Source organism: Nocardia sp. 852002-51101_SCH5132738 (assembly GCF_001665695.1).
GTDB classification, from domain to species: Bacteria; Actinomycetota; Actinomycetes; order Mycobacteriales; family Mycobacteriaceae; genus Nocardia; species Nocardia nova.
Genome location: NZ_LZML01000062.1, coordinates 130,841 through 156,790 on the forward strand (window position 1 = coordinate 130,841; position 25,950 = coordinate 156,790).

Annotated in this window: 22 protein-coding genes; 18 read left to right on the plus strand and 4 right to left on the minus strand. The window is 68.9% G+C overall.

Annotated elements, in window-relative coordinates:
• The first annotated feature begins 185 nt into the window (after positions 1-185).
• The 8 genes from pgeF (at position 186) to A5789_RS09665 (ending at position 8,981) form a co-directional block, all read left to right on the plus strand.
• Complete coding sequence (gene pgeF, locus A5789_RS09630; RefSeq protein ID WP_030514709.1) at positions 186-911, plus strand: peptidoglycan editing factor PgeF; 726 nt, start codon at positions 186-188, stop codon at positions 909-911.
• Between the two features lie 44 nt (positions 912-955).
• Positions 956-1,678, plus strand: coding sequence for a YggS family pyridoxal phosphate-dependent enzyme (locus A5789_RS09635; protein WP_064901569.1), 723 nt, complete (start codon positions 956-958; stop codon positions 1,676-1,678).
• 187 nt (positions 1,679-1,865) lie between these two features.
• Positions 1,866-2,669, plus strand: coding sequence for a cell division protein SepF (locus A5789_RS09640; protein ID WP_030514707.1), 804 nt, complete (start codon positions 1,866-1,868; stop codon positions 2,667-2,669).
• 123 nt (positions 2,670-2,792) lie between these two features.
• Entirely contained in the window at positions 2,793-3,095 is a 303-nt protein-coding gene (locus A5789_RS09645) for a YggT family protein (RefSeq protein ID WP_030514706.1), read from the plus strand.
• Positions 3,096-3,170: 75 nt separating this feature from the next.
• Positions 3,171-4,004 carry a DivIVA domain-containing protein gene (locus A5789_RS09650; RefSeq protein ID WP_030514705.1) on the plus strand — a complete coding sequence of 278 codons (834 nt, stop codon included), beginning with the start codon at positions 3,171-3,173 and terminating at the stop codon, positions 4,002-4,004.
• A gap of 133 nt (positions 4,005-4,137) precedes the next feature.
• Positions 4,138-4,338: a hypothetical protein gene (locus tag A5789_RS09655; RefSeq protein ID WP_030514704.1), complete on the plus strand. Its 201-nt coding sequence runs from the start codon at positions 4,138-4,140 to the stop codon at positions 4,336-4,338.
• Between the two features lie 316 nt (positions 4,339-4,654).
• A complete protein-coding gene (ileS, locus tag A5789_RS09660; protein WP_063017886.1) occupies positions 4,655-7,876 on the plus strand; it encodes an isoleucine--tRNA ligase in 3,222 nt (1,073 codons plus the stop codon).
• Positions 7,877-8,405: 529 nt separating this feature from the next.
• A complete protein-coding gene (locus tag A5789_RS09665; protein WP_063017899.1) occupies positions 8,406-8,981 on the plus strand; it encodes a C40 family peptidase in 576 nt (191 codons plus the stop codon).
• Positions 8,982-9,095: 114 nt separating this feature from the next.
• Here A5789_RS09665 and A5789_RS09670 read toward each other — a convergent pair whose 3' ends face one another.
• The gene (locus tag A5789_RS09670) at positions 9,096-10,250 is read right to left on the minus strand and encodes an ABC transporter permease (protein ID WP_064901572.1); all 1,155 of its coding nucleotides are present in this window, start codon (positions 10,248-10,250) and stop codon (positions 9,096-9,098) included.
• Positions 10,251-10,338: 88 nt separating this feature from the next.
• On the opposite strand from A5789_RS09670, the gene A5789_RS09675 reads away from it, so the two are divergent.
• Positions 10,339-10,752, plus strand: a complete 414-nt coding sequence (locus tag A5789_RS09675) for a MarR family winged helix-turn-helix transcriptional regulator (protein ID WP_227462856.1) — start codon at positions 10,339-10,341, stop codon at positions 10,750-10,752.
• A gap of 57 nt (positions 10,753-10,809) precedes the next feature.
• Here A5789_RS09675 and A5789_RS09680 read toward each other — a convergent pair whose 3' ends face one another.
• Positions 10,810-11,688 (minus strand): UTP--glucose-1-phosphate uridylyltransferase, encoded by an 879-nt coding sequence (locus tag A5789_RS09680; RefSeq protein ID WP_063017888.1) that lies wholly within the window; start codon positions 11,686-11,688, stop codon positions 10,810-10,812.
• A gap of 236 nt (positions 11,689-11,924) precedes the next feature.
• On the opposite strand from A5789_RS09680, the gene A5789_RS09685 reads away from it, so the two are divergent.
• The 3 genes from A5789_RS09685 to A5789_RS09695 all read left to right on the plus strand — a co-directional run bounded on the left by A5789_RS09685 (position 11,925) and on the right by A5789_RS09695 (position 17,287).
• The gene (locus tag A5789_RS09685; RefSeq protein ID WP_228794411.1) at positions 11,925-13,253 is read left to right on the plus strand and encodes a DNA polymerase IV; all 1,329 of its coding nucleotides are present in this window, start codon (positions 11,925-11,927) and stop codon (positions 13,251-13,253) included.
• Positions 13,254-13,365: 112 nt separating this feature from the next.
• Positions 13,366-13,863, plus strand: a complete 498-nt coding sequence (locus A5789_RS09690) for a hypothetical protein (RefSeq protein ID WP_104363133.1) — start codon at positions 13,366-13,368, stop codon at positions 13,861-13,863.
• A 154-nt stretch (positions 13,864-14,017) separates the two neighbouring features.
• A complete protein-coding gene (locus tag A5789_RS09695) occupies positions 14,018-17,287 on the plus strand; it encodes an arabinosyltransferase domain-containing protein (protein ID WP_104366190.1) in 3,270 nt (1,089 codons plus the stop codon).
• Between the two features lie 5 nt (positions 17,288-17,292).
• On the opposite strand, the gene A5789_RS09700 is transcribed toward A5789_RS09695, so the two are convergent.
• Together A5789_RS09700 and A5789_RS09705 are read right to left on the minus strand one after the other, a co-directional pair.
• Positions 17,293-18,000, minus strand: a complete 708-nt coding sequence (locus tag A5789_RS09700; protein ID WP_064902275.1) for a sensor domain-containing protein — start codon at positions 17,998-18,000, stop codon at positions 17,293-17,295.
• A complete protein-coding gene (locus A5789_RS09705; RefSeq protein WP_227462937.1) occupies positions 17,988-18,983 on the minus strand; it encodes a hypothetical protein in 996 nt (331 codons plus the stop codon). The genes A5789_RS09700 and A5789_RS09705 overlap by 13 nt, the downstream gene beginning before the upstream one ends.
• A gap of 112 nt (positions 18,984-19,095) precedes the next feature.
• On the opposite strand from A5789_RS09705, the gene lspA reads away from it, so the two are divergent.
• The 6 genes from lspA (at position 19,096) to A5789_RS09735 (ending at position 25,895) form a co-directional block, all read left to right on the plus strand.
• Complete coding sequence (lspA, locus tag A5789_RS09710) at positions 19,096-19,842, plus strand: signal peptidase II (RefSeq protein ID WP_064902274.1); 747 nt, start codon at positions 19,096-19,098, stop codon at positions 19,840-19,842.
• Positions 19,839-20,765: an RluA family pseudouridine synthase gene (locus A5789_RS09715; RefSeq protein WP_030514692.1), complete on the plus strand. Its 927-nt coding sequence runs from the start codon at positions 19,839-19,841 to the stop codon at positions 20,763-20,765. Before lspA ends, A5789_RS09715 begins: the two co-directional genes overlap by 4 nt.
• Positions 20,766-20,777: 12 nt before the next feature.
• The gene (locus A5789_RS09720) at positions 20,778-21,437 is read left to right on the plus strand and encodes a hypothetical protein (protein WP_064902279.1); all 660 of its coding nucleotides are present in this window, start codon (positions 20,778-20,780) and stop codon (positions 21,435-21,437) included.
• 67 nt (positions 21,438-21,504) lie between these two features.
• Positions 21,505-22,449 (plus strand): ADP-ribosylglycohydrolase family protein, encoded by a 945-nt coding sequence (locus tag A5789_RS09725; protein ID WP_064923072.1) that lies wholly within the window; start codon positions 21,505-21,507, stop codon positions 22,447-22,449.
• Positions 22,450-22,515: 66 nt separating this feature from the next.
• Complete coding sequence (locus A5789_RS09730) at positions 22,516-24,963, plus strand: HAD-IC family P-type ATPase (RefSeq protein ID WP_064902273.1); 2,448 nt, start codon at positions 22,516-22,518, stop codon at positions 24,961-24,963.
• Between the two features lie 92 nt (positions 24,964-25,055).
• The gene (locus A5789_RS09735; protein ID WP_064902272.1) at positions 25,056-25,895 is read left to right on the plus strand and encodes a PhzF family phenazine biosynthesis protein; all 840 of its coding nucleotides are present in this window, start codon (positions 25,056-25,058) and stop codon (positions 25,893-25,895) included.
• Positions 25,896-25,950 lie beyond the last annotated feature (55 nt).

The window sequence follows — 25,950 nt, forward strand, 5'->3', positions numbered from 1 at the left end:
ACCCGGCGGTGGTGAACGCCGCGATCTCGTGTGGCGGCAAAGTCGTGTGCATGAACTCGCACGCCGTGGGTACTTCGGCGGTCATGCTCGCGCTGTGCCCCGTTCCGCCGCCTCGCCACATCCGTTCCGGATCACTCGGCGGCGGGCTCGACTCCGAACCGGCGCGGCCTATTAATCTCGGAGATATGACACAGGCTTCGGTTCGGACGCGACGGGTGACGACCACGCGGGCCGGTGGGTTCTCGGTGGCGCCCTACGACTCGTTCAACCTGGGCGACCACGTCGGCGACGATCCGGAAGCCGTGCGCCGCAACAGGATTCGACTCGCGGAGGGCATCGGCCTGCCGCCCGGCCGCCTGGTCTGGATGGAGCAGGTGCACAGCCGCAACGTCGAGATCGTCGACGGCCCGCGCGCCGAACCGGTTCCGGTGACCGACGCGCTCGTCACCACCGTGCCGAATCTCGCGCTGGTGGTCCTCACCGCCGACTGTGTCCCCTTGCTGCTGTCCGACGACGAGGCCGGTGTGATCGCGGCCGTGCACGCCGGACGCGTCGGCGCTCGCATCGGCATCGTGCCGAAGGTCCTCGAGGCGATGATGTCGGTCGGCGCCCAGCCGCACCGCATCGGCGCCTTCCTGGGACCGGCCGCCGGCGGCGAGGACTACGAGGTGCCCGCCGCCATGCGCGACGATGTGGAGGCCCATCTGCCCGGCAGCGCCACCACGACCCGGCGCGGTACGCCCGGGCTGGACCTGCGAGCCGGCATCCGCCGTCAGCTGGAAGCGGCCGGGGTCGGCGCGGTCGCCGTCGATCCGCGCTCCACCATCACCGACGAAACCCTGTTCAGCCACCGCCGCGGCGCGCCCACCGGCCGCATCGCCGGGGTGATCTGGATGGAGGGGGAGCGGTGAATCACGCCGAATCCGAGGTCGGCACAACAGAATCCGGGCCGGGGATGCAGCAGTCTCGGGAGGCCGAGCTCGCCGCCGCTCTCGCACGCCTGGAAGATCGCATCGATGCCGCGTGCCGCGCCGCCGGGCGCGATCGGGCCACCGTCCGGTTGCTGCCGGTGACCAAATACTTCCCGGCCTCCGACGTGGAGATCCTGTATCGGCTCGGCCGGCGGGAATTCGGCGAATCGCGGGAGCAGGAGGCCTCCGCCAAGGTGGCCTCATTAGGCCATCTGGCGCAGATGCGCTGGCATATGATCGGCCGATTGCAGCGCAACAAGGCGAAATCGGTTGTGCGCTGGGCCGATACGGTGCACTCGGTGGATTCGGAGCGTCTGGTGAGGGCCCTTGACACCGCCACGGCGGCCGCGCGTGCGGACGGGGCGCGCGCGGATCCGCTGCGTGTGCTACTGCAGGTGAGCCTGGATCGCGATCCGGCGCGCGGCGGCGTTGTCCCGGATGATCTCCCGGCGCTCGCCGATCAGGTCGCGAAATCCGAGAATCTGCAGCTCGCGGGCCTGATGGCGATTCCGCCGCTGGGCGCGGACCCGGATCCGGCCTTCGCCGAACTGGCCGGTCTGCATCGCACGCTGCTGGCCGCGCATCCGGGCGCGACCGAGTTGTCGGCGGGCATGTCGGGCGACCTCGAGGCCGCCATTCGACACGGGTCTACCTGCGTGCGTGTCGGTACTGCTCTGATGGGCGCGCGACCGATAACCTCGCAGTAGCAAAGAAACCTCATCAGTCACATTCGAAACATATGCTTGGGGCTGACGAGGTCTGAGCAGGACTTCAACACCCCAGGTCAGTCGGGGCCGTAGGAAGGTCGACCAGGATGAGCGAGCGTAGCGAGCGAGACATCAGCGCAGCCACGAGCATGCTCGTGCTGGAGCCCAGCGTTAGTGAGGTGGGAGCATGAGTACGCTGCACAGGTTCAAGGCCTACTTCGGCATGGTCCCGCTCGAGGAATACGAAGACGACTACGTCGACGACCGTGGCCCTCGGGGTATCGACGACCGTGGTCCGCTGGGTGCGGACGACCGCGGTGTGCGCCGCTCGCGTTTCGACGACGATCCGTACGACGCCGGGCGCTCGCGTTTCGGCGACGACCGCTTCGCCGACGATCCGGGCTACCCGGAGCCGGCCTACAAGGCGCCCTATCAGCCCGGCTACACGGTGCCGCGCCGCTCGGAGTTCGCCGACGAGTCCTACTCCGACGACCGTTACGAGCCCCTGCGCCGCCCGACCCGGATCGAATCCGCACCTTCGGGCCGCTCGCGCGGGCTCGGCGGTGGCACTCCGATGGTGCGTGGCACCACGCACGGTGCGCTGGCGGTCGATCCCGAGGCCGAACGGCGGATGGAAGAGCGGCGGATGGAGGAGCGCGCCCGGTTCGAGCCGGCTCCGCGCCGCGCCCCCGTCTTCGAGGACGGAGGTCCGTTGTCCAAGATCACGACACTGCGTCCGCGCACCTATGCCGAGGCCGCGATCATCGGCGAGCGTTTCCGTGACGGTACGCCCGTGATCATGGACCTGGTCGAAATGAGCAACGCCGACGCGCGCCGCCTGGTGGATTTCGCCGCCGGATTGGCGTTCGCGCTGCGTGGTTCGTTCGACAAGGTGGCCACCAAGGTGTTCCTGCTCTCACCGTCGGATGTCGATGTATCGGCCGAGGAGCGCCGGCGCATCGCCGAAAACGGCTTCTACAACCAGAAATAAACCCCGAACCGGGTGCCGCGGCGCGGCGGCGGCCCCGGTCGGGTGAGCCGCGTGGGGGGAAAGGACGCCGGATGCACGGCGCGGGGAGTTTGCAGGACACCGAATCTGAGGCAAAGTGGACAGGTGGCCTTGTTTCAGGTGCTGTATGTACTCCTGTTCCTCTTCTGGCTGTTGCTGATCAGCCGAGTGATCGTCGAGTTCATCCGCAGCTTTGCGCGCGACTGGCATCCGCGGGGGTTCGTCGCCGTCGTTCTGGAGGTGATCTTCACGATCACCGATCCGCCGGTGAAACTGTTGAGGCGCCTGATACCTCCCGTGAACTTGGGGGGAATTCGACTGGATCTGTCGATTATGGTCCTGCTTTTCATCGTGTTCATTCTGATGTCCATCGTCAGCAGGCTCGGGCAGCCGATAGCTCCGGTGTGACAGAATGGGCCGAGAAGAAGAGCTTGCTAGAAGATCTACGCTAGATCTCCGTACGAAGCGCGAAGGGATCCTTCCATGCCGCTGACTCCAGCCGATGTGCACAACGTCGCGTTCAGCAAACCGCCGATCGGGAAGCGCGGCTACAACGAGGATGAAGTCGACGCCTTCCTCGACTTGGTCGAACAGGAGCTCTCGCGCCTCATCGAGGAGAATGCGGACCTGCGCCAGCGGGTTGCTGAGCTGGATGCCGAATTGGCGGATGCCAAGAAGTCGCGTCCCGCGCCGCAGGCGGTGAAACCCGCGCCGCCGCAACCGGAACCGCCGAAACCCGCGCCCGTTGCGCCGCCGATGCCGGTGCAGGCCGCCGCGCCGGTGGCTCCCAAGGACAACTCCGCCGCGGATGCGAACCTGCAGGCCGCGAAGGTGCTGAGCCTGGCACAGGAAATGGCCGACCGGCTCACCACCGACGCCAAGGCCGAGGCCGAACAGCTGCTCTCCAACGCCCGGGCGAATTCCGAGCGAATGGTCAGCGAAGCGCAGACCCGCTCGGACGCGATGGTCGGCGAGGCGCGGCAGAAGGCCGATTCGCTGCTGTCGGACGCGCAGACCCGGTCCGACAGCCAGCTGCGCCAGGCCAAGGAGAAGGCCGACGCCCTGCAGGCCGACGCCGAGCGCAAGCACACCGAGATCATGGCCACCATCACCCAGCAGCGCAGCGTGCTGGAGAGCCGCATCGAGCAGCTGAAGACCTTCGAGCGCGAGTACCGGGTGCGTCTGAAGTCCTACCTGGAATCGCAGCTCGAGGAGCTGGAGAACCGCGGTTCGGCCGTTCCTGTCGACGGTGGCGAGGCCTTCGAGGCGGTATCGAACAGCCACGGTCCGGCGTCGTACGCCAAGGGTGGCAAATAGCTCGTCCCGGGTGCCCGCCACCCCGCCGATACGCGGGGTCCGGCGTCGCATGCCGCTGTGTGGTCGTAGTTCTGCCGAGCCGCCCGGCCCCTCGGGGGCGCTGCGGCCCGCCCTGCCCGCCTAGGGGGTGACCATGCTCGTTCTGACGCTCGTCCTGGCCGCGATCGGCTTCGCCCTGTTGGTGACGGCGTTGACGACCGGATCGGTGATCTGGGCGTGGGGTTGCATCGTCGTCTGCGTGATCGGTGCGATCCTGCTGCTGGTCAGCGCGCTGGCCATGCGTGAGCCCGAGGACGGCCCGCAATCGCGTCCCGGCCGTCATGCCAAACGCTGAGCAGGCACGGGTGCGGTGAACGGGGTGGGGAGCAGGGCACGGAAATAACGTTGCCCGCACTGGCTACAATCAAACCTGTAGATCGGCAGTGATCCGGCCATCACCGGGGAGCCTTCGGAAGAACGGCGCCCACCGGCGCCCAGTAGAACCGAACGGGTGAGCCCGTCACAGCTCGCAACGAGAGGTCCGCCCGCCGGAACATCCGGCCGGACAAGCGGGGTGGTACCGCGGCAGCGGCGCACAGGCGCCGACGTCGTCCCCGTGCCCACCGACTGCGCCGAACGAGCGCACTGGCACGAGGGAGACCACAGCCGCCATGGCGGACGAGACATCCACCCGCAACGCCTATCCCCGCGTCGACTTCACCGCCGCGGATGCCGGCTCGCGGCAGGGCGCGAGCGTGTCGTTCCCGGAGCTCGAGCGCCGGGTGCTGGACTACTGGGCCGCCGACGACACCTTCCGTGCCAGCATCGACAACCGCGCAGTGTCTGCGCCGGCGTCCGCCGAGGGGTGCGACGAGTTCGTCTTCTACGACGGGCCGCCGTTCGCCAACGGTTTGCCACATTACGGACATCTGCTCACCGGATATGTGAAGGATTTGGTTCCGCGGTTCCAGACGATGCGCGGTAAGCGCGTGGAGCGGCGCTTCGGTTGGGACACGCACGGATTGCCCGCGGAAATCGAAGCGGAGAAGCAACTCGGTATCACGGACAAATCACAGATCGATGCGATGGGCCTCGCGGAATTCAATGCCGCGTGCAAATCCTCTGTGCTTCGTTACACCAATGAGTGGCGTGACTATGTGACACGCCAAGCGCGGTGGGTCGACTTCGACAACGACTACAAGACCCTCGATCTCGACTTCATGGAGTCGGTGATGTGGGCGTTCAAGTCGCTGTACGACAAAGGTCTTGTCTACCAAGGCTTCCGGGTGCTGCCCTACAGCTGGTACGAGCAGACGCCGCTGTCGAACCAGGAGGCGCGCCTCGACGACGCCTACCGGATGCGCCAGGATCCGGCGGTCACCGTCGACATGCTGCTCGAGGTCGCGCCCGATCATCCGCTGCACGAGCTCGACGGCGCCAACGCGCTGATCTGGACCACTACGCCGTGGACGCTGCCGTCGAACCTGGCGATCGCGGTCCACCCGGACATCACCTATGCCCACGTGCGCGGCAAGGACGGTAAGCGCTACGTGCTGGCCACCGAGCGGGTCTCGCACTACGCCCGGGAACTCGGCACCGCCGACGACGGACTCGAGGTGCTCTCGGAGCACTCGGGCGCGGCGCTGGCAGGCCTGCGCTATCGGCCGCCGTTCGACTTCTTCCTCGGCCACCCCCACGCCCACCGCGTGCTGAACGCCGACTACGTGACCACCGACTCCGGAACCGGCGTGGTGCATCTGGCGCCCGCGTTCGGTGAGGAGGACATGGACGTCGCCTCCGCCAACGGGATCGAGGTCGTGCAGCCGCTCGACGCCGGCGGCAAGTTCACCTCGATGGTGCCGCCGTACGAGGGCCTGATGGTGTTCGACGCGAATCCGGTCATCATCAAGGACCTCAAGGCCGCCGGAAAGCTGTTGCGGCACGAGACGATCGAACACTCCTACCCGCACAGCTGGCGATCGGGTCAGCCGCTGATCTACATGGCGGTGCCCTCGTGGTTCGTGGCGGTCACGAAGTTCCGCGACCGCATGGTGGAGCTGAACCAGCAGATCACCTGGGTGCCCGAGCACATCCGCGACGGCCAGTTCGGCAAGTGGCTCGAGAACGCGCGCGACTGGAACATCAGCCGCAACCGGTACTGGGGTGCGCCGATCCCGGTGTGGATCTCCGACGATCCGGCCTACCCGCGGGTCGACGTGTACGGCTCACTGGACGAGCTGGAACGCGACTTCGGCGTGCGCCCGGCGGATCTGCACCGGCCGGGCATCGACGAGCTGGTGCGCCCGAACCCCGACGACCCCACGGGGAAGTCGATGATGCGGCGCACACCCGAGGTGCTCGACTGCTGGTTCGAGTCGGGGTCGATGCCCTACGCGCAGGTGCACTACCCGTTCGAGAACAAGGAATGGTTCGAGGGCACGCCCGATCGCCCGGCGCACAGCCCGGGTGACTTCATCGTCGAGTACAACGGGCAGACGCGCGGGTGGTTCTACAACCTGCACGTGCTCTCGACCGCGCTGTTCGACCGGCCGGCGTTCAAATCCGTTGTGGCGCACGGCATCGTGCTCGGCGACGACGGATTGAAGATGTCCAAGTCCAAGGGCAACTACCCCGACGTCAACGAGGTGTTCGACCGCGACGGCTCCGATGCCATGCGGTGGTTCCTCATGGCGTCGCCGGTGCTGCGTGGCGGCAACCTGATCGTCACCGAGCGCGGCATCCGCGAAGGCGTGAGCCATGCGCTGCGGCCGCTGTGGAACGCGTGGACGTTCCTGCAGCTCTACGCCTCGAAACCCGGTGTGTGGCGGACGGATTCGGCGCATGTGCTGGATCGCTACATCCTGGCCAAACTGGCCGCGGCCCGCGATGTGATGACCGAGGCGCTCGAGGTCTACGACATCGCCACCGCCTGCGACGAACTGCGTTCGTTCGCCGACGCGCTCACCAATTGGTATGTGCGCCGGTCTCGTTCGCGGTTCTGGGAGGAGGACCGCGACGCCATCGACACCCTGCACACCGTGCTGGAGGTCACCTGCCGGCTGGCCGCCCCGCTGCTGCCGCTGATCACCGAGGTGATCTGGCGTGGGCTGACGGGGGAGCGGTCGGTACATCTGACCGACTGGCCGGGCGAGACCGAACTGCCACGCGATCCGGAACTGGTGTCGGCGATGGACGAGGTGCGGTCGGTGTGCTCGACGGTGCTGAGCCTGCGCAAGGCGCAGAACCTGCGGGTGCGGCTGCCGCTGTCCGAGGTCACCATCGCCGCGCCCGATGCCGAGCGGCTGCGTCCGTTCGCCGATCTCGTGGCCGACGAGGTCAACGTCAAGAAGGTGGACCTGACCACCGATGTGGCCGCCCACGGCCGGTTCGAACTGGTCGTCAACGCCCGCGCCGCCGGTCCGCGGCTGGGCAAGGACGTCCAGCACGTGATCAAGGCGGTGAAGTCCGGACAGTGGCGCGAGGACGACGGTGTGGTCAAGGCGCTGGTCCCCGGCCGCGACGACGGCATCGCGCTGCTGCCCGAGGAGTACACCCAGCGCCTGGTGGCGGCCGAACCCGAATCCACCGCCGCCCTGCCCGGCAACGCCGGCCTGGTGGTGCTGAATTCGGAGGTCACCGAGGAACTTGAGGCCGAGGGCTGGGCCCGTGACCTGATCCGCGACCTGCAGGAGACCCGCAAGTCGCTGGGCCTCGACGTCTCCGACCGCATCACCGTGGTCCTGGAGGTGCCGCAGGAGCGTGCGGAGTGGGCGCGGACCCACCGTGACCTCATCGCCGGAGAGATCCTCGCCACCGCACTCGATTTCGGCGCGGCGGGCGCCGGGGCTGCCGACGTGGTCGGTGGTGTACGCGCGGCGATCGCCAAGGCCTGAGTACGCGCGCGAGTCGCGAAACGAGCCCGGTCCGCTTCTGGCGGACCGGGCTCGTTCGTTACCGCGCTGCGAATTTCTGCCCGCCTAGGGGAAAGGGCGGGTGCGAGATCGATGGGTTGCGTGGGCAGGTCGCGTCCGCTGTCAGGTCGGGGTCGGTCCCACGTATACCCAGCTAGACGAGGGTTACACATGGCCGTGGCGGGCGGCGACAGGTGCGAGCGGGGTGGGCGATTCGCCGATTCCCGGTATGACCTGGAGTGTGTCCTGTGAGGCCGGAGCGGATCACGGTTGCGGATTGGCACTTGTGGTGTGCATGTGACTTGCGCTAAAACAGCTATGTCACAGCAACCGTCACTCTTTAGTTGAGCTTAGGTGTTTTTCCCGGATCGACCCCCGCTGAAAACTGCACTACCAGGTAGTTGACCGGCTGAGATGCCCGTGGGGAAGCGGCCATCCCAAGTCCATGCTGTGTGCTGTGTAATCGCCGGTCGGCGTGCCGTGGTGGCTACATGTAATGAAGGGCGAGCACATGGCACCGTCATCCGTGCGCGGATCCTCGCGCCGCAGATCCACCCGCTATCTCCTGGCCGCGATCGCCGCGGCCGTCTCCGTATCGATCTGGGCGGGTCCGGCCACCGCCGCACCCGCCGACACCGGCAGTTCCTCCCTCTCCGGCGATTCCGGGAGCAGTTCCGGGTCGGGGAGCGGATCAGGCTCCGGTAGCGCCAGCGGTTCGGCGGCGCTACCGCTGCCCAGCCCGCGGGCGTCGATCGCCCTGAGCATCGCCGGTTCGCAGGCGGGCAAGCCCTACGAATGGGGCGGGACCGGGCCCAACGCCTACGACTGCTCCGGGCTGGTGCAGTGGGCGTTCCGGCAGGTCGGCATCATGCTGCCGCGCACCACCTGGGAGCAGGCCACCGCCGGCAGCGCCGTGCCGGTCGGCGCGATGATGCCCGGCGATGTGGTCATCGTGAATACCGACGGCTCGCACGAGGGCATCTACGCCGGCGGCGGCATGCTGCTCAACGCCTACGGGCCCGGCGTGCCGATCGGACTGACGCCGCTGAGCGAATTCGACATCTACGCGATCCGGCGCTTCTTCTGAGCCGAGTGTCCGGGCTGCGGGATCTCGCGCCGTAGTCCGGACACTCGCCGACTACTCGGCGGTGTGCGTGCGTCCCGAATCGCGATCTGCCGATCCGCTCGGAGGGGCGGGAGCTCAGATGCCCACCGCCTGTTCGATCTCCTCCTCGGCGTCGGAGTCCTCGTCGATGTCTCCGCGGGCTGCGGCGTTCTCGGGCATCGATGTACCGGGGCGGTGTGCTTCGACAGGCATTCCGCTGGTGACCGGGACGGCGGAGTGCGCGGCGCCGGGTGTGGCCGCGTGCGCCGGAACATGTGCCGTGGACTGCGCGTCGCGGCGGCGTTCGTAGACGCCGCCGACCAGCACCAGCACCACACCGGCCGCGAACCACAGCGCCAGGCTCGCGATCCGGCCGCCGAGGCCGCCGTTGCCGTCGAAGTAGAGCAGGCTGCGGGCGCCCTCGACGAAGCCCGCGCCGTTCCAGAACGAATGCAGGGCGCCGAAGAAGCCGTTCTGCAGTTCGGGTCGGTAGATGCCGCCGGAGGTGGTGAAGTTCAGCATCACGAACAGCACCATCACCGCGAGCGTGGTCCAGCGCTTCAGGAACGGGTGCAGGCCGATGCCGATGAAGAGGATCCCCGCGGCGTACAACCAGCCCATCGCCCAGATCGAGGCGTAGTCGTGGTCGACGACGTGGAAGACCGGTCCGGCGAGCACGATGCCGATCACACTCACGACCAACGAGGTGGCCACCGCGGTGAGCGCCCGCACGGCCATGCGCGTGCCCGCTCCGGCGACGCTGATCGCGGCGACGCTGCCGTAGGCGCCGATACTGAGCGCGACGAGCACGAAGAACAGGCCTTGTCCGGTCGGGTCGCCCGAGGCGGTGGGCGCGACGTCGATCGTGTGCAGCGGCAGATTCTGCTGGGCGGTGACGGCGCCGAACACGGTCTCGACGGCCATGGCGGTGGTGTCCGAATTCGCCTTGGCGACAAGCAGTTCGGGGGATTGCGCATCCGGGACGAAGGCGCCGGCCAGATCCCGATGCCGCAGCCGGTCGACGGCATCGGCGCGGTCGGCGAGCGTGACGACCTCGAGCGCGTCACCCGCCCGGTCCTTCAGCGTCTGGGCCATCACCTTGACCTCGGGGCTGTCGCCGACGATCGCGACCTGCACGTGGTTGGGCTCGGGCTGGTGGAAGGCGCCCAGATAGGCCAGGCCCATGCCCAGGCACATGAGCAACGGGGTCAGCAGATGTCCGGCCATGTGCCGTAGCTGGTGCGGAGACATGTTCGCCACTCCAAAGGTTGGTAAATACAACTATTGTTTGTTGTACTATACAACCATGAAGGGGTCGCAGCCATACCCGTCGCGCACTGTGGCGATTCAGACAATTCAGCGTGAGCTCACCGCGTTCGCCCGTCGCGCCCGTGGTCGCGCCGCGGAACTGCATCCGGAGCTGCCGCTGGTGGCCTACAGCATTCTCGATCTGGTGATCGCGCGCGACGGCTGCCTGGCCGCCGAACTGGCCGACTACTTCGTGCTCGACAAATCCACGATGAGCAGGCAGGTGGCGGCGCTGGAGAAGCAGGGCTACCTGGTCAAGGAGGTCGACCCGGCCAACCGCCGCAATCACGTCCTGCACGCCACGCCCGACGGCAGGCGCGTCGCGGCCGACTCCGAACGCGCGCGCAGTGCCGCGGTGACCGAGCGCTTCCGCGACTGGGACGATCGCGACGTCGCCCAGCTCGCCGCCTATCTGGAGCGCTACAACGCCGCCGACGGCGGCTGAACGCCGCACTTCCCCCACGCCCGTCCCCGCCAGGGGCGGGTCGTTACACCGTGCTGGTCACTCTTTGCACAGCTCGCGCAGCAGCGGCCCGTACTGGGGATGGCTGAGCGCGGAGGCGAACTGGGCGACCAGATAGTCCGCCGGATTGCCCGTGTCGTACCAGCGGCCGCGAATCACCTGTCCGTAGACCGGGTTCGAGGCGGCGAACACGTTGATCGCGTCGGTCAGGTACACCTCGCCGGTGCGGTGGGTGTACCACTTGTCGACCTGCTTGCGCAGTTCGTCGACGATGCCGGGGGTCACGACGTATCCGCCGATCGCGGCGTAGGCCGAGGGCGCGTCCTCCGGCTTCGGCTTCTCCCGCAGCCCGCTGATGCGCATCAGGCCGGGCTCGAAGGAATCCTCGACCACCGGCACGCCGTAGCGCTGGGAGTCGGCCGGATCCATCGGCATCAGCGCCAGCACCGGCGAACCGGTCTTGTTGTAGGCGTCGATGAGCTGCTGCGCCCGCGGCACCTCGGCGACGAAGACGTCGTCGGGCCACAGCACCAGCATCGGCTCGTCGCCCAGCGTGCGGGCGGCGTTGAGCACCGGGGTGCCGTTGCCGTAGGGACCGTGCTGGTCCAGATAGGTGATGTGGCCGAGCCGGCCGAGTTCGCCGACCTCTTCCACGGCGTCGGCATAGGCGGACTTGCCGTCGGCGCGCAGCTGCGCCACCAATGCCGGATTGGGACGGAAATGGTCCTGGATCAGGGACTTCCCGCCGCTCACCACGATCGTGATATCGGTGATGCCGGAGGCTACCAGCTCCCGCACAGTGTGCTCGATCACCGGTTTGTCGCCGACCGGCAGCATCTCCTTGGGGATGGCCTTGGTCAGCGGCAGCAGGCGGGAGCCGATGCCGGCGGCTGGGATCACTGCCTTGCGGATGGTCATGAACCGATCATCACACACTTCCGCCGCCGGATATGTCGGTCCCCACGCGTAGATTTCCGGGTATGCACTCTGTCCCCGATGCGGCTACCAGCGGTCTCGTGCCTGGTCAGCGCGCATCCGCCGGGGTCGGTACGGGTGCCAGGGGTGGGCCGGCCGTGCATCTGCACGCACAGGAATCCGACAGCAATTTCGGCGCCGACACGGTCGCGGCGCGCCGCTGGGTGCTGCACATCGATATGGACGCCTTCTTCGCCTCGGTCGAACAGCTGACCCGCCCGACGCTGCGCGGCCGGCCCGTACTCGTGGGCGGGATGGGCGGCCGCGGCGTGGTCGCGGGCGCCAGCTACGAGGCGCGGGTCTTCGGCGCCCGGTCGGCGATGCCCATGCATCAGGCGCGCCGGCTGGTCGGCGTCACCGCCGTGGTGATCCCGCCGCGCGGGGTGGTCTACGGCGAAGTCAGCGGGCAGGTCTTCGAAACCCTGCGGTCGTGGATTCCGGTGCTCGAGACGCTGTCGTTCGACGAGGCGTTCGGTGAACCCGCCGAACTCGCCGGCGCCGATGTCCGGCGGGTGCGCGCATTCTGCGAGCAGCTGCGGCAATCGGTGCGGGAGCGAACCGGGCTGGTGGCCTCGGTCGGCGCCGGTACCGGCAAACAACTGGCCAAGATCGCCTCGGGACTCGCGAAACCCGATGGGGTGCGGGTGATTTCACCGGCCGAACAGCAGGCGCTGCTGGCCGGGCTGCCGGTGCGCAAACTGTGGGGTATCGGGCCGGTGGCCGAACATCGGCTGCGGTCGGTGGGCATCGAAACCGTCGGTGCGTTCGCGGCGCTGCCCGAGCCGGAGGCGGTCTCGCTGCTCGGCGGCAGTGTCGGCGCGGCGCTGCATCGGCTCGCCCGCGGGATCGACGAACGACCCGTCGCCGAGCGGGCCGAGGCCAAACAGATCAGCGCCGAAACCACCTACGAGACCGACATCGTCACGCTGGCGCAGCTGCGCCCGGCGATCGAGGCGATGGCCCAGGCCGCACACCGGCGGCTGCTGCGCGACGGTCGCGCGGCCCGCACGGTGGTCCTGAAATTGAAGAAGGGCGATATGAGCATCGTGACGCGTTCTCTCACGTTGCCCTATGCCACCACCGATCCGGCCACGCTCACCGCCGCGGCTCAGCGCTCGGCCATCGATCCCGTCGAACTGGGCTCGATCCGGTTGGTGGGCGTGGGATTCGGCGGTTTGTCCGCGGTGCGGCAGGAATCACTGTTCCCCGAACTCGACCGCGACACCGGTGCGGTGGGCGCCGCGATCTTCGAAGAGCCGATCGCCGCGTCGGCGCCGGCGGCCGAGCCCGTGGTGCCGCCGCCGACGCGTTCCTACACCACCGAGTTCTGGTATCCCGGACGCGATGTCGGCCATCCCCGGTATGGCCACGGCTGGGTACAGGGCAGCGGGCACGGCCGGGTCACCGTCCGATTCGAGACCCGCTCGACAGGGCCGGGACCGGCGTATACGTTCGCTGCCGACGATGACGATCTCACCCCGGCCGATCCGCTCCTTAGTCTTCGTTGAAATTTGGCGGGTAGCGTGAGGCCACTCGTGCACTGCCGCCGGTCGGGTGGGAGCTGTCACGTGAACGGAACCAGACCAACTCGAACGCAAAGGACGAGCATTGAAGCTTCAGATGACTGGACGCATCGCGGTCGCCACCCTGGCAGTCGTGGCTGCGCTCGGCATGTCGGCCTGCGGCAGCGGTGACAAGCACTCGAGCCACAAGTCCACCACGACCAAGGCCGCCGCCACCTCGGCTGCCAACGTGCCGCCGGTGCCCACGGTCGCCGATCTGAACTCGGAGTTGGCGCAGGCGCTGGACCCGGGCGTGCCGGCCGCGCAGAAGGCGCAGTGGCTCGAGGACGGTCAGGACGCCCTGGCCAAGGACCCCGAGATGATGCAGAAGCTGACCGACGCCTACCAGCAGAACAACGCCAAGATCAACGTCACCGATGTGGCGTATCTCGGCGGCGACACGCTGACCGCGAAGGTGGACTTCTCCGTCAACGGCGGTGCGCCGACCAAGGCCGACGTGCCGTTCGTCGCCCAGGACAACAGCTGGAAGCTGCAGAAGAGCTGGGCCTGCGCCGGACTGAAGAACCTGGGCCAGCAGTCGCCCGCGTGCGAGTAGTTCTCGTCGTACCGGCCCGAGTCGTCGGCAGGGCGATGACGAGGGGCTATGCCGTGCCGGAGTCACAACGAAACTAAACAAAGACTGAGAAAGGTCGGACGACTTCGCTCGTCCCGGACACCCCGCGCTAGCATCTGCCTCCGTGACCGACACGATGGTGAGGGCGGACGACACGCCTGCGGCAGGACAGGGACACCGGGTCGACCGGTCACGACTCGCTCGCTGGGCCCAGCCGATCGCGCTGATCGCAGGACTCCTGGGCGCCCTGTGCGCCATCGCCGTACCGCTGCTGCCGGTCCAGGTCGACCACACGACGCTGTCGTGGCCGCAGCAGGGCTCGACCCGCGGCATCGACGCGCCGCTGGTCTCCTACGCCCCGCTGACCTTCGACGCCACCGTCCCGTGCGCGGCGATCGCGCAGCTGCCCGCGCAGGGCTCCACGCTGACCGCGACCATCCCGGCCGGCGCCCCGGACCTGGAGCGCTACGGTTTCGTCGCGCGGGTGCGGCCCGGCACCGACGGTAAGCCCGGTCAGTTCGAAGCGGTGCTGCGCAATCAGTCTCTGGCCAGTGTGCCGGTGGACCGGCTCGGTGGCGACTGCGCGTTCACGGTGCATTCCGAAATCTCGCACACCACAGCAACTTTCACCGGCACCGACGCGAAACCGGTGACGCTGCAGGGTGATTGGCGACCGCAGCTGGTGGGCGTGTACAGCGACCTGACCCGGGCCGCCGGAACCAGCGTCACCGCTCAGGTCGACAGCCGATTCTCCGTGGTGCCCACCGTGATCAAGCGGATCGCGACCGTGTTGGCGGTGGTGTTCACCCTCATCGCGCTGGCCGCGTTGTTCCGCCTGGACCGGCTCGACGGCCGTCGCATCCGGCGCTGGTTGCCGCAGCGCTGGTGGAGCTTCGGCGCCGTCGACGCCGTGGTCCTGGGCGGACTGGTGATCTGGCATTTCATCGGCTCGACCACCTCCGACGACGGCTATCAGTTCGGCATGGCGCGCGCGTCGCTGGTGTCGGGTTATATGGCCAACTACTTCCGGTTCTTCGGTGTGCCCGAGAACCCGGTCGGCACACCGCCGTACGACATCATCGCGCATATGACCGAGATCAGCACCGCGAGTCCGTGGATGCGGATTCCGACGCTGCTGGCCGGTGTGGTCACCTGGCTGGCGCTGAGCCGGGAGGTGATTCCCCGCCTCGGGGTGGCGGTGCGCCACGACCGGGTGGCGGTGTGGACCGGCGCGCTGATCTTCCTGGCGGTCTGGCTGCCCTACAACAACGGTCTGCGGCCGGAACCGGTGATCGCGGTCTGTGTCCTGCTCACCTGGTGTTTCGTCGAACGTGCCATCGCGACCCGGCGCCTGCTGCCGTATGCGATCGCGATTTTGGTGGCGGCGTTCAGTTTCACCGCGGCACCCTCGGGCGTGATCTGCGTGGCGCCGCTGCTTGCCGGGATGCGCTCGGTGTTCCGCTTCGGCAGTGCCCGGGCGCGCGAGCTGGCCGCCGATCCGCGGACCGGTGAACCCCGCTCCCGCTGGGCCGTGGGGTACGGCTACGGTGCCCTGCTCGCGCCGCTGGCGACTGCCGGTGCCCTGGTGCTGGCCTTCGCGTTCGCGGTGCAGCCGCTCTCGGCGATGTTCGAGATGCGCCGCGTGCACACCGCGGTCGGCCCGTCCGACCCCTGGTACAACGACTACCTGAACTATCAGTGGCTGTTCATGCCGACCGCCGACGGTTCGATCGGGCGACGCTTCGGCATGGTGGCGATGTGGCTGGGCCTGCTCGTCTGTGTCTTCGTCCTGCTGCGCAAGGGCGGGCGGATCCCGTTCACGGCGGGCGGGCCGGCGCGCCGGCTGCTCGGCATCACCTTCGCGTCGATGCTGCTGATGGCGACCACACCCACCAAATTCACCCACCACAACGGCGTGTACGCCGGACTGGCCGGTGCGGTAGCGGTGCTGACCGCGGTCGCGGTCGGCCCGCGGGTGATGCGGTCGCCGCGCAACCGGGCGCTGTTCGGCGCCGTGGTGGCCTTGGTGATGGCGCAGATCTTCACCAGCGTCAACGAATGGTGGTACGTGTCCAGTTACGGCATTCCGTGGTGGGACAAACCGCCGTCGGTCCACGGCTTCGGGCTGAGCAAGGTCTTCCTCGCCGTGGCCGTGGTGCTGCTGGCACTGGCCGGATGGTGGCATGTGCGCGCACCGGAACCCGGTACCCCGCACCGGATTTCGCGACCGGCGTGGCGATGGGCGAAGATCCCGCCGCTGACCGTGGCCGCGGCGCTGCTGGTGGTGTTCGAGATGGCCTCGTTCGCCAAGGGGGCGGTCGCCCAGTATCCGGCGTTCTCGCTGGCCCGCTCCAATGTGGATGCGGTACTGGGCAAACCGTGCGGGCTGGCCAACGATGTGCTGGTCGAAACCGATCCCAACGCCTCGATGCTGCCGCCATTGACCGGCGATCCGCAGACGACCTTCACCGCCGGCGCCACCGGATTCGTGCCCAACGGGGTCGGCGATCTGACCCCGGAGGGGGAGCCGACAAACAGCAGCAGTATCTCCAGCGCCTTCGACAGCGGGAAGAACCAGGGCGAGGCCGGCACCCAAACCGCCGGTGCGCCACTGCCGTACGGCCTGGACTCGGCCACCACACCGGAACTGGGCACCGCCGGTGAGCAGGATCCGGCCGAACTCACCACCGGCTGGTACCGGTTGCCCCCGGCCGCCGAGCGCACCGGCATCGTGGCGATCACCGCGGCCGGGCGCATTCGCTCGGTCGACAAGGACGGCGTGGTCACCCCGGGCCAGCGCGTCGAGATCGAATACGGCACCAGCGACTCACCGACCGAGGCGCATGCGCTGGGCTCGGTGATCCCGGTCGATATCGGGCCGACGCCGTCGTGGCGCAACCTGCGTGTGCCGTTCGGCCAGATTCCGCCGCAGGCCGATGTGATCCGCATCGTCGCCCAGGACAGCAGCCGCGACCCCAACCAGTGGGTGGCGCTGACGCCGCCGCGCGTCCCGCGCACCACGACCCTGCAGGACATGGTGGGCTCGCGCAGCCCGGTGCTGCTGGACTGGGCAGTGGGACTGCAGTTCCCGTGCCAGCGGCCCTACGATCACCGCGACGGGATCGCACAGGTTCCGAGCTGGCGCATCCTGCCCGATCGCACCGCCGCGCACGACACCACGCTGTGGGAGAGCCACGACGGCGGCGGCCCGCTGGGCTGGAGCCAGCAGTTGCTGAGCTCGCAGACCCTGGCCACGTATCTGAAGGACGACTGGCGCCGGGACTGGGGTGAGTTGCAGCGGCTGACACCGCGCGACACCTCCGCGACCGCCGCGGTGCCCACGGTGACTCGGGAGACCCACGGCGGCATGTGGAATCCGGGCCACATCAACACCGCCTGGGGGTGAGGCCCCTACGGTCCGGCGACGCCCTCCAGTCGCCGGACCTGCTTGGTGGTGAGGTCCTGCAGCGAGGACGGATCCACCTGCGCCGGTGAGGTTTCCGCGATCTGCACGACGCTGCTGCCGACGACGGCGATCGTGGCCGCGGAATACAGCGACATGCCGCCGCTGGTGGTGCGGATCTGGAACGAGCTCGACGCGGAACCGGCCTTCGGCTGATCGAGCCCGCCCAGCCGGTAGTCGACGGAGGTGCCGTCGGCGTCGGTGCCGGAATAGCTGCGGCAGTCGCGCAGCAGCTTCTGCGCCGCCGCGAACGCCTGCGCCGCATTGCCGTCGGCGTAGCTGGCGATATCGATATCGATGCTCGCGAAGTTCGGCGACGAGTAGTGCACCGCGCCCCGGGCGGACGGCCCGCTGTACAGATCACCCACGGGTGCCAGCACTTTCGCGCATTCGGCCGGATCGGTGCGGGAGCGGTCCGGCGGCGTCTGCCCGTTACCGGCCGAGGCGTCCTCGAGCTGCGTGAACCCCGGGGGAAGATCGGCCGGGGTGAGCAATCGCGCCCGCAGCGCATCGGAATCGGTGACGGCCGGGGCGGTGATCGGCGGTACGGTCGCCGTCGCGGGCAGCGACGGCAGCGAATCGTCGTGGTGCCCGCATGCGCTCACCCCGACGACGACGCCCGCGAGCACGACCGCGGCGCGATTCACTCGCCCCATCGCACCTGCGTCCGGACGTCCTGGCGCAGCAGCACATCGGTGTGCGGATCGCGGTAGCACTGATTGCCGCCGATGGTGATCGCGCCCGAAACGGGAAGCGGCAGGCCGAGATCCACGGTGATGGTGCCCGCACCGTGCATCAGGTAGTCGATGATGTCGAGGTCGCCCGAATTGTTGGGCAGCTGCCAGGTGGCCGTTTTCGGCGTCTGGGTGATGTCGAGGGCGATGGTCAGCAGATTGCCGTCGCGCTTGGTGAGCGTCGCGGTCGTCATCTGGTCCAGCGGAACCACTCCCGAGACGCGCTGATGCACCGTCCACACCGCACCCTCGCCGACCGCGTCGGCGGGGAAGGCGATCGCCTCGTACACCGCCTGGTAGAAGGCTTGTTCGATGGCGGCGCGCGCGGTGTCGGGCGTCGACGGGGCCGGTGCCATCCGCAGCGCGGTGACGGCGCCGAGGTCGGTGAACTCGATGCCGGCGTGGGATCCGTCGGCCGCGACCAGTTGCTGATCCAGGGCCGGGTCCGGTGACGTGGCCGTGCCGAGGACGAGGTCCACCCCGTCGGCCTTCGCGTCCGCGGTCAGCGGAATGGCCACCGACGGCGGCGAGAAGTCCCGCACCGCCTGATCGTTGATCTGTTGTTCGACGTGGTGGTCGGTGCGCAGGGTCACCTGCTGGGAGGTGCCGGGGCGCACGGCCGGGCGCAGCGGAGCGTGCGGTTCCTCGCCCGGGGTGACCAGGGTGGCGACCGCGGCGGAGATCGGCAGGGTGACCTCCTTGCCGAAACCCGAAGGCTCGACCTCGGCGTCGCTGGTGGCCTCGGTCCCGTCGCTGCAACCGACGCCGAGCGCGGACAGGGTCACCGCCAGCACCATCAACAGCACTCCCGAGCGCACCGCGCGCGGATTCGGGCCCCGGCCGGACGCGCCCGCGGGGCGCAGACCGGTCACCGAGGCGCAGGAGTGGGAAGACAACACCGTCACGCCGAACAGGGTACGACCGGTTCCTGAAAAACAGCTTTGACTCCCGTCCGGCCACGCGCTGGGTGACAGCACCGCGAACCGGTGATGACGTGATAAGGAATGATGTCTAGCTGTGAATACGGACCGGCCGCGTGAGCAGCACCTCGACGACCCCGACGAACCCCCGCGCGAATCCGCGGCGGATCGGGGCGCCGACCGCGACGACGGATCCGGCACCCGCGGCGACAGCGCGGATTCCGCTCCGGCGCGGGACGGCTCGGGCGCCGGCGCTCCCGGCGATTCCGCGACGAACGGGACCTCCGGCACCCCGGCGGCCTTCCCGCGCCGCCTGCCGTGGCTGCTGTTGATCGCGGCCGTCGTGCTGGCCGTGGACCTCGGCACGAAGGCCCTGGTGGTGGCGAAGATGACCCCCGGCGAACCGATTTCGGTCATCGGCGACGTGGTGCGGCTGACCCTCATCCGCAATTCCGGCGCGGCCTTCTCCATGGCCACCGGCATGACGTGGCTGCTGACCCTGATCGCGGTCGCCGTGGTGATCGGGGTGATCCGCATCGGCCGCACCCTGCGCTCGCTGAGCTGGGCGATCGGTCTCGGCCTGGTCCTCGGTGGTGCGCTGGGCAATCTGGTGGACCGGCTGTTCCGTTCGCCCGGCCCGCTGCAGGGACATGTGATCGACTTCATCGCCGTCACCAAATGGTGGCCGGTGTTCAACGTCGCCGATTCCTCGATCGTGTGCGGGGCGATTCTGCTGGTGGTGCTGACGGTGTTCGGATTCGAACCCGACGGCACCCGCGCCGGCCACGACGATGACGAGGGCGCCCGCGCCGGTGACGATCAGGACGGGAAGGCGGGCGAATGAGAGAGACACGAGCCATGCCGATCCCCGACGGTCTGGACGGCATGCGGGTCGACGCCGGGCTTTCGCGGCTGCTCGGCCTGTCACGGACGGCGGTCGCCGCACTGGCCGAGGACGGTTCGGTGCAGATCGACGGCGCCGCGGCGGGGAAGTCCGATCGGCTCGTGGCCGGGGCCTGGCTGGAAGTGGAGTTCCCGGAACCGAAACGGGAGCTCACCGTCGAGGCCACTCCGGTCGAGGGCATGAAGATCCTCTACGCCGACGACGACATCGTCGCGGTCGACAAGCCCGTCGGCGTCGCGGCGCACACCGGTGTCGGCTGGTCGGGTCCCACCGTGGTGGGCGGACTGGCGGCGATGGGGTACCGCATCTCGACCTCCGGCGCGCACGAACGCCAGGGCATCGTGCACCGGCTCGACGTCGGCACCTCCGGGGTGATGGTGGTGGCGCAGTCCGAGCACGCCTACACGGTGCTCAAGCGGGCCTTCAAACAGCGCACGGTCGACAAGCGCTATCACGCGCTCGTGCAGGGACATCCGGATCCCTCCAGCGGCACCATCGACGCCCCGATCGGGCGGGCCCGCGGCAACGACTGGAAATTCGCGGTCACCGCCGACGGCCGGCCCAGCGTCACCCACTACGACACCGTCGAGGCGTTCCAGGCCGCGAGCCTGCTCGACATCCACCTGGAAACCGGGCGCACCCATCAGATCCGCGTGCACTTCTCCGCGATCCGCCACCCCTGCTGCGGTGATCTCACCTACGGCGCCGATCCGCGACTGGCCGAGCGGCTGGGTCTGCAGCGGCAGTGGTTGCACGCGCGCAGTCTCGGCTTCGCCCATCCCGCCGACGGCCGCTGGATCGAGATCACCAGCGACTATCCCGACGATCTGGAGCATGCCCTGGATGTGCTGCGCGCGGTGTGACGGGTGCGGCCGGTGAGTGAGAAGTGGCGCCCCGCAATCGGTTTCGCGGTCGTGGTGGTGCTGCTGATCGCCGTGGTGGTCCTGGGCTGGGCGCGGCCGCCGCGCGCGTCTGTCCTCGGCACCGACCGGCTCGGGCCGGACTCCGGTGAACGCGTCGCCGACTATCTCGAGCGCGCGCACGAATCGCTGTCCGGCGCCGACACCGCGCCCCGCTGGGCGCTGGTGACCTCCGATACCGGCCTGAACACCGCTGCCGTCGTCGACATCGGTGCGGGACTGCGTATTTCGCAGGTGCTTTACCACGTTCCGATCGAGCGCGTGTACACCCCGGTGATCACCGTGCCGGTCCCGGCCGGGACCGCCGCGCTGCGGTCCGCGCAGGCGGCGGCCGCCGGCGCGATGGATCACGTGCAGGCCGACGACGACCGCTCCCGGCGCCTGGCGGCGGTGCTGGCCGCGCGCCTGCACTCCGGCTGCGCCTGTGCGGTGAACTTCGTGGTCCGCGGCACTCTCGCCGAGCTGCGAGGTCTGGCCTCGCGCAGCGGGATTCGCAGTGTGCAGGCGCTGCCGCCGGATGCCTCCGCGGGCGCGTTCGCGGTGGTGCCGCTGCTGCCCGAACACGTCGACGTCGTGGCGCCGGGACCCGACGACGGCCCGATTCCCGACCACTGAGGCCGGCCTGCGCTGTCGGTGCCGCGCGGCATAATCGAGGCAGCGGGCGAGGGGAGAGGATGTGCCGGTGGATCGAGACGCAGGGCAGCGGGACCGGGCGCAGGGGGTGCTACTGGGGACGGCCGCCGGTGACGCACTGGGCGCCGGATACGAATTCACCCATCCGGCACCGGATTCGGTGATCGAAATGCGCGGCGGCGGCTCGCTGCGGTGGGAACCGGGGGAGTGGACCGACGACACCGCGATGGCGGTGGGTATCGCGCTCGCGGCGGCCGAACACGGTGCGCTGCACCACCCGGCGGGCCTGGACGCCGTCGCCCGGGAGTTCGTGCGCTGGTGGGACAGCCGGCCCAAGGACGTCGGATATCAGACGAGTCAGGTGCTGCAGTGGCGCAGCGCCGACGCCGCCGATATGCGCCGGCGCTCCTTCGAACTCGACGGGCTCACCGGCGGCAACGGATCGCTGATGCGCACCGCGCCGCTCGCCCTGTGCTATCTCGACGACCCGGACAACTGCGCCCGCGCCGCCCGGGCGGTGAGCGAACTCACCCACAGCGACGTCCGGGCCGGTGAGGCGTGCGTGCTGTGGTCGTGGGCGATCCGGCATGCCGTGCTCTACGGCGACTACGACGGCGTGCGCGGCGGCCTGGCCTTCGTTGACGCCGATTTCTGGGCCGCGGTACTGGACGAGGCCGAATCCGGCACTCCCGCGGACTTTCCGAAGAATGGCTGGGTGGTGCACGCGCTGCAGACGGCGTGGTGGGCGATCACCCATACCGAATCCCTGCCGGCCGCACTGGAAGCGGCCGTGCGCGCGGGCGGCGATACCGATACCACCGCCGCCGTCGCGGGCGGGTTACTGGGCGCCCGCTGGGGTTTGTCGGCGATTCCGCCGCAGTGGGTCGCGCTCCTGCACGGATATCCGCGGCTGCGCGGCGACGATCTGGTCGCGCTCACCCGCCGCATCGTCGATCGCCGGATCGCACCGCGCGTACGGCCGGATGCCGGATGATTGCCCGCCTGTGGGGCCGGGACCGCGTGCCGTCCGATTCGCCGGAAACGCTCTAGGCTGTCGGACATGTCGATCACCGAGCAGCAAGCGCGCGCACCGGGCCTGACCGCGGCCGAGGTCACGCAGCGCGTTCGTGACGGGCAGACCAACGATGTGCCGGATCGGGCGAGCCGATCGGTTGCCGACATCGTCCGGGCCAATGTGTTCACCCGGATCAACGCCATCCTCGGCGTCCTGTTCGTGCTGGTCCTGGCCACCGGATCGATCATCGACGGCATGTTCGGCCTGCTGATCGTGGCCAACAGCGTGGTCGGCATCGTGCAGGAGCTGCGCGCCAAGCGGACCCTGGACAAACTCGCCATCGTCGGCCAGGCCAAACCGGTGGTGCGCCGCGACGGTGCCGCCACCGAGGTCGGCCCGAAGGATGTGGTGCTCGACGATCTGATCGAGCTGGGGCCCGGTGACCAGATCGTGGTCGACGGCGAGGTCGTCGAATGCGAACTGCTCGAGGTCGACGAATCCCTGCTCACCGGTGAGGCCGATCCGATCGACAAGTCGGTCGGCGCGAAGGTCATGTCCGGCAGCTACGTGGTCGCCGGATCGGGCGCCTACCGAGCCACCAAGGTCGGCAAGGACGCCTACGCCGCGCAGCTGGCGCACGAGGCATCGAAGTTCACGCTGGTCGATTCGGAGCTGCGCAGCGGTATCGACACCATCCTGAAGGTCATCACCTACCTGCTGATTCCGGCGGGCCTGGTCACGATCTACAACCAGCTGTTCTCCAGCCATCAGAACTGGCAGCACGCGCTGAACGGTATGGTCGCCGCGCTGGTCCCGATGGTGCCGGAGGGCTTGGTGCTGATGACCTCGATCGCGTTCGCGGTCGGTGTGGTGCGGCTCGGCCAGCGCAAATGCCTGGTCCAGGAGCTGCCCGCGATCGAGGGCCTGGCCCGGGTCGACGTGGTCTGCGCGGACAAGACCGGCACCCTCACCGAGAACGGGATGCGGTTGTCGGAGCTGCGGGTCGTCGGCGATGTGCCGCAAGACCGGTTGCGTTCGGTGCTGGCCGCGCTCGCCCACGACGATCCGCGCCCCAACGCCAGCGTGCTCGCCATCGCCGAGGCCATGACCGAGGATCCGGACTGGTCGTCCACCGCGGTCGCGCCGTTCAGCTCGGCCAAGAAGTGGAGCGGCATCTCCTACGGCGAGCACGGGAACTGGCTGCTCGGAGCGCCGGATGTGCTCCTCGACCCGGATTCCGGCATCGCCGCCACCGCCCAGGACATCGGCGCGCAGGGGCTGCGGGTGCTGCTGCTGGCTTCCTCGGATCGGCCCGTCGACGATCCGGACGCGCCGGGCACGGTGACGCCGCAGGCGCTGGTGGTGCTGGAACAGAGGGTTCGCCCGGACGCGCGCGAAACGCTGGATTACTTTGCCGGCCAGGACGTCTCGATCAAGGTGATCTCCGGCGACAACGCGGTGTCGGTGGGCGCGGTGGCCTCCTCGCTCGGCCTGCCCGGTGGTGAGCACGCCGTCGACGCGCGCCGATTGCCTGCCGCCCAGGCCGAATTGGCCGATGTGCTGGACCGCGAAACCACCTTCGGCCGGGTCCGCCCGGACCAGAAGCGGGCGATGGTGGGAGCGTTGCAGTCGCGCGGGCACACCGTCGCGATGACCGGCGACGGCGTCAACGACGTCCTGGCGCTCAAGGATGCCGATATCGGTGTCGCGATGGGATCGGGCAGTCCGGCCACCCGCGCGGTCGCGCAGATCGTCTTGCTGGACAACCGTTTCGCCACCCTTCCGTATGTGGTGGGGGAGGGCCGGCGGGTGATCGGCAATATCGAGCGCGTCTCGAATCTGTTCCTCACCAAGACGGTGTACTCGGTCCTGCTGGCCTTCCTGGTGGGGGTGGCCGGCATCGGATCGCAGATCTTCGATTACGCCCCGCTGTCGTATCCGTTCCTGCCGCGGCACGTCACGATCGCCGCCTGGTTCACCATCGGCATTCCGGCCTTCATCCTGTCGCTGGCTCCCAACAACGAAAGGGCGCGAACGGGTTTCGTGCCGCGGGTGCTGCGGCTGGCGGTACCCTCCGGCACGGTGATCGGGGTGATGACCTTCATCGCCTACCTGATCGCCTACTGGAGCGCCGACCAGAGCCTGCCGACGGAGGCGCGCGAGGTGCAGATCGGCACGACGGCGCTGATCACGCTGCTGGTGATCGCGGTGTGGGTGCTGGCGATCGTGGCGCGGCCGTGGAACTGGTGGAAGATCCTGCTGATCGCCGGTTCGGTCGCGGGTTATCTGATCCTGTTCACGGTGCCGTTCACCCGCCACTTCTTCAAACTCGACCCGTCGAATGCCGAGCTGACCGGGGTGGCGTTCGCCTGCGGCGCGGTCGGCATCGTGCTGGTGGAGGTGGCGTGGTGGGTCACCGCGATGGTGACCGGTGAACAGCGGCACCTGTTCCCGGATTCGCCGGGCCGGAAGCCGCTGGGGCGCAAGGACTGAGCCGCGACGCGCGTCAACTGGTCGCATGGTATGGCGCGCCGTGAACGTCCTTGTGCCACGCATCGATTCGCAACGCGGGTACCTTCGGCAGTATGGAGGTCCTGCTGCATCAGATCGATGCGTTCGCGGATGCGCCCTTCACGGGTAATCCGGCCGCGGTGATGCCGCTGCTCGGCTGGTTGCCCGACGAGCTGCTGCAGCGACTGGCCGAGGAGAACCGGCTGTCGGAAACGGCCTTCTACACCTCGGCGCTGCCGGTGGAGGCCGGATTGCCGCCCGGTGACGGCCCGGCCTTCTGGCTGCGCTGGTTCACTCCGGCCACCGAGGTCGACCTGTGCGGGCACGCCACCCTCGCCACCGCGGCGCAGATCTTCGACGATATGCATCCCGCCGCCGGCCAGTTGCACTTCTACACCCGCAGTGGCTGGCTCGGGGTGAGCCGCAGTGGCGACGAACTCGAACTCGATCTGCCGCTCGTGGAATCCGTGGACACCGTCCCGGACCCGGATCTGATCACGGCCCTCGGGGTGCGGCCGCTGCGCGTGCTGACCGGCCAGGACGAGGTGGTCGTGGTCGCCACCGAAGCGGAAGTGGTTCGTGCCCGCCCGAATTTCGCCGCCTTCCCGGTGCTGCGCCGCGGGGTGATCCTCACCGCACCCGGCGACCACACGGATTTCGTTTCCCGCTTCTTCGCCCCCGGCGTCGGTGTCGACGAGGACCCGGTCACCGGTTCCGCGCACGCCCAGCTGGCACCGCTGTGGGCCCGCGATCTGGGCCGCGGCGATCTGTCGGCCCGCCAGCTCTCCGCCCGCACCGGCCGCCTGCGCTGCACGGTCATCGGCTCGCGCGTGCTGCTCACCGGCCGCTGCCACCGCTACCTCGACGGAGTGGTCCGCCTCCCGCAGGCTGAAATTCTGCCGATCTCGCCCTGAACGAATCCGCTCCCGGCGCCGGAGCGGACCGGCGACCGCCGGGCACCCGTGACCG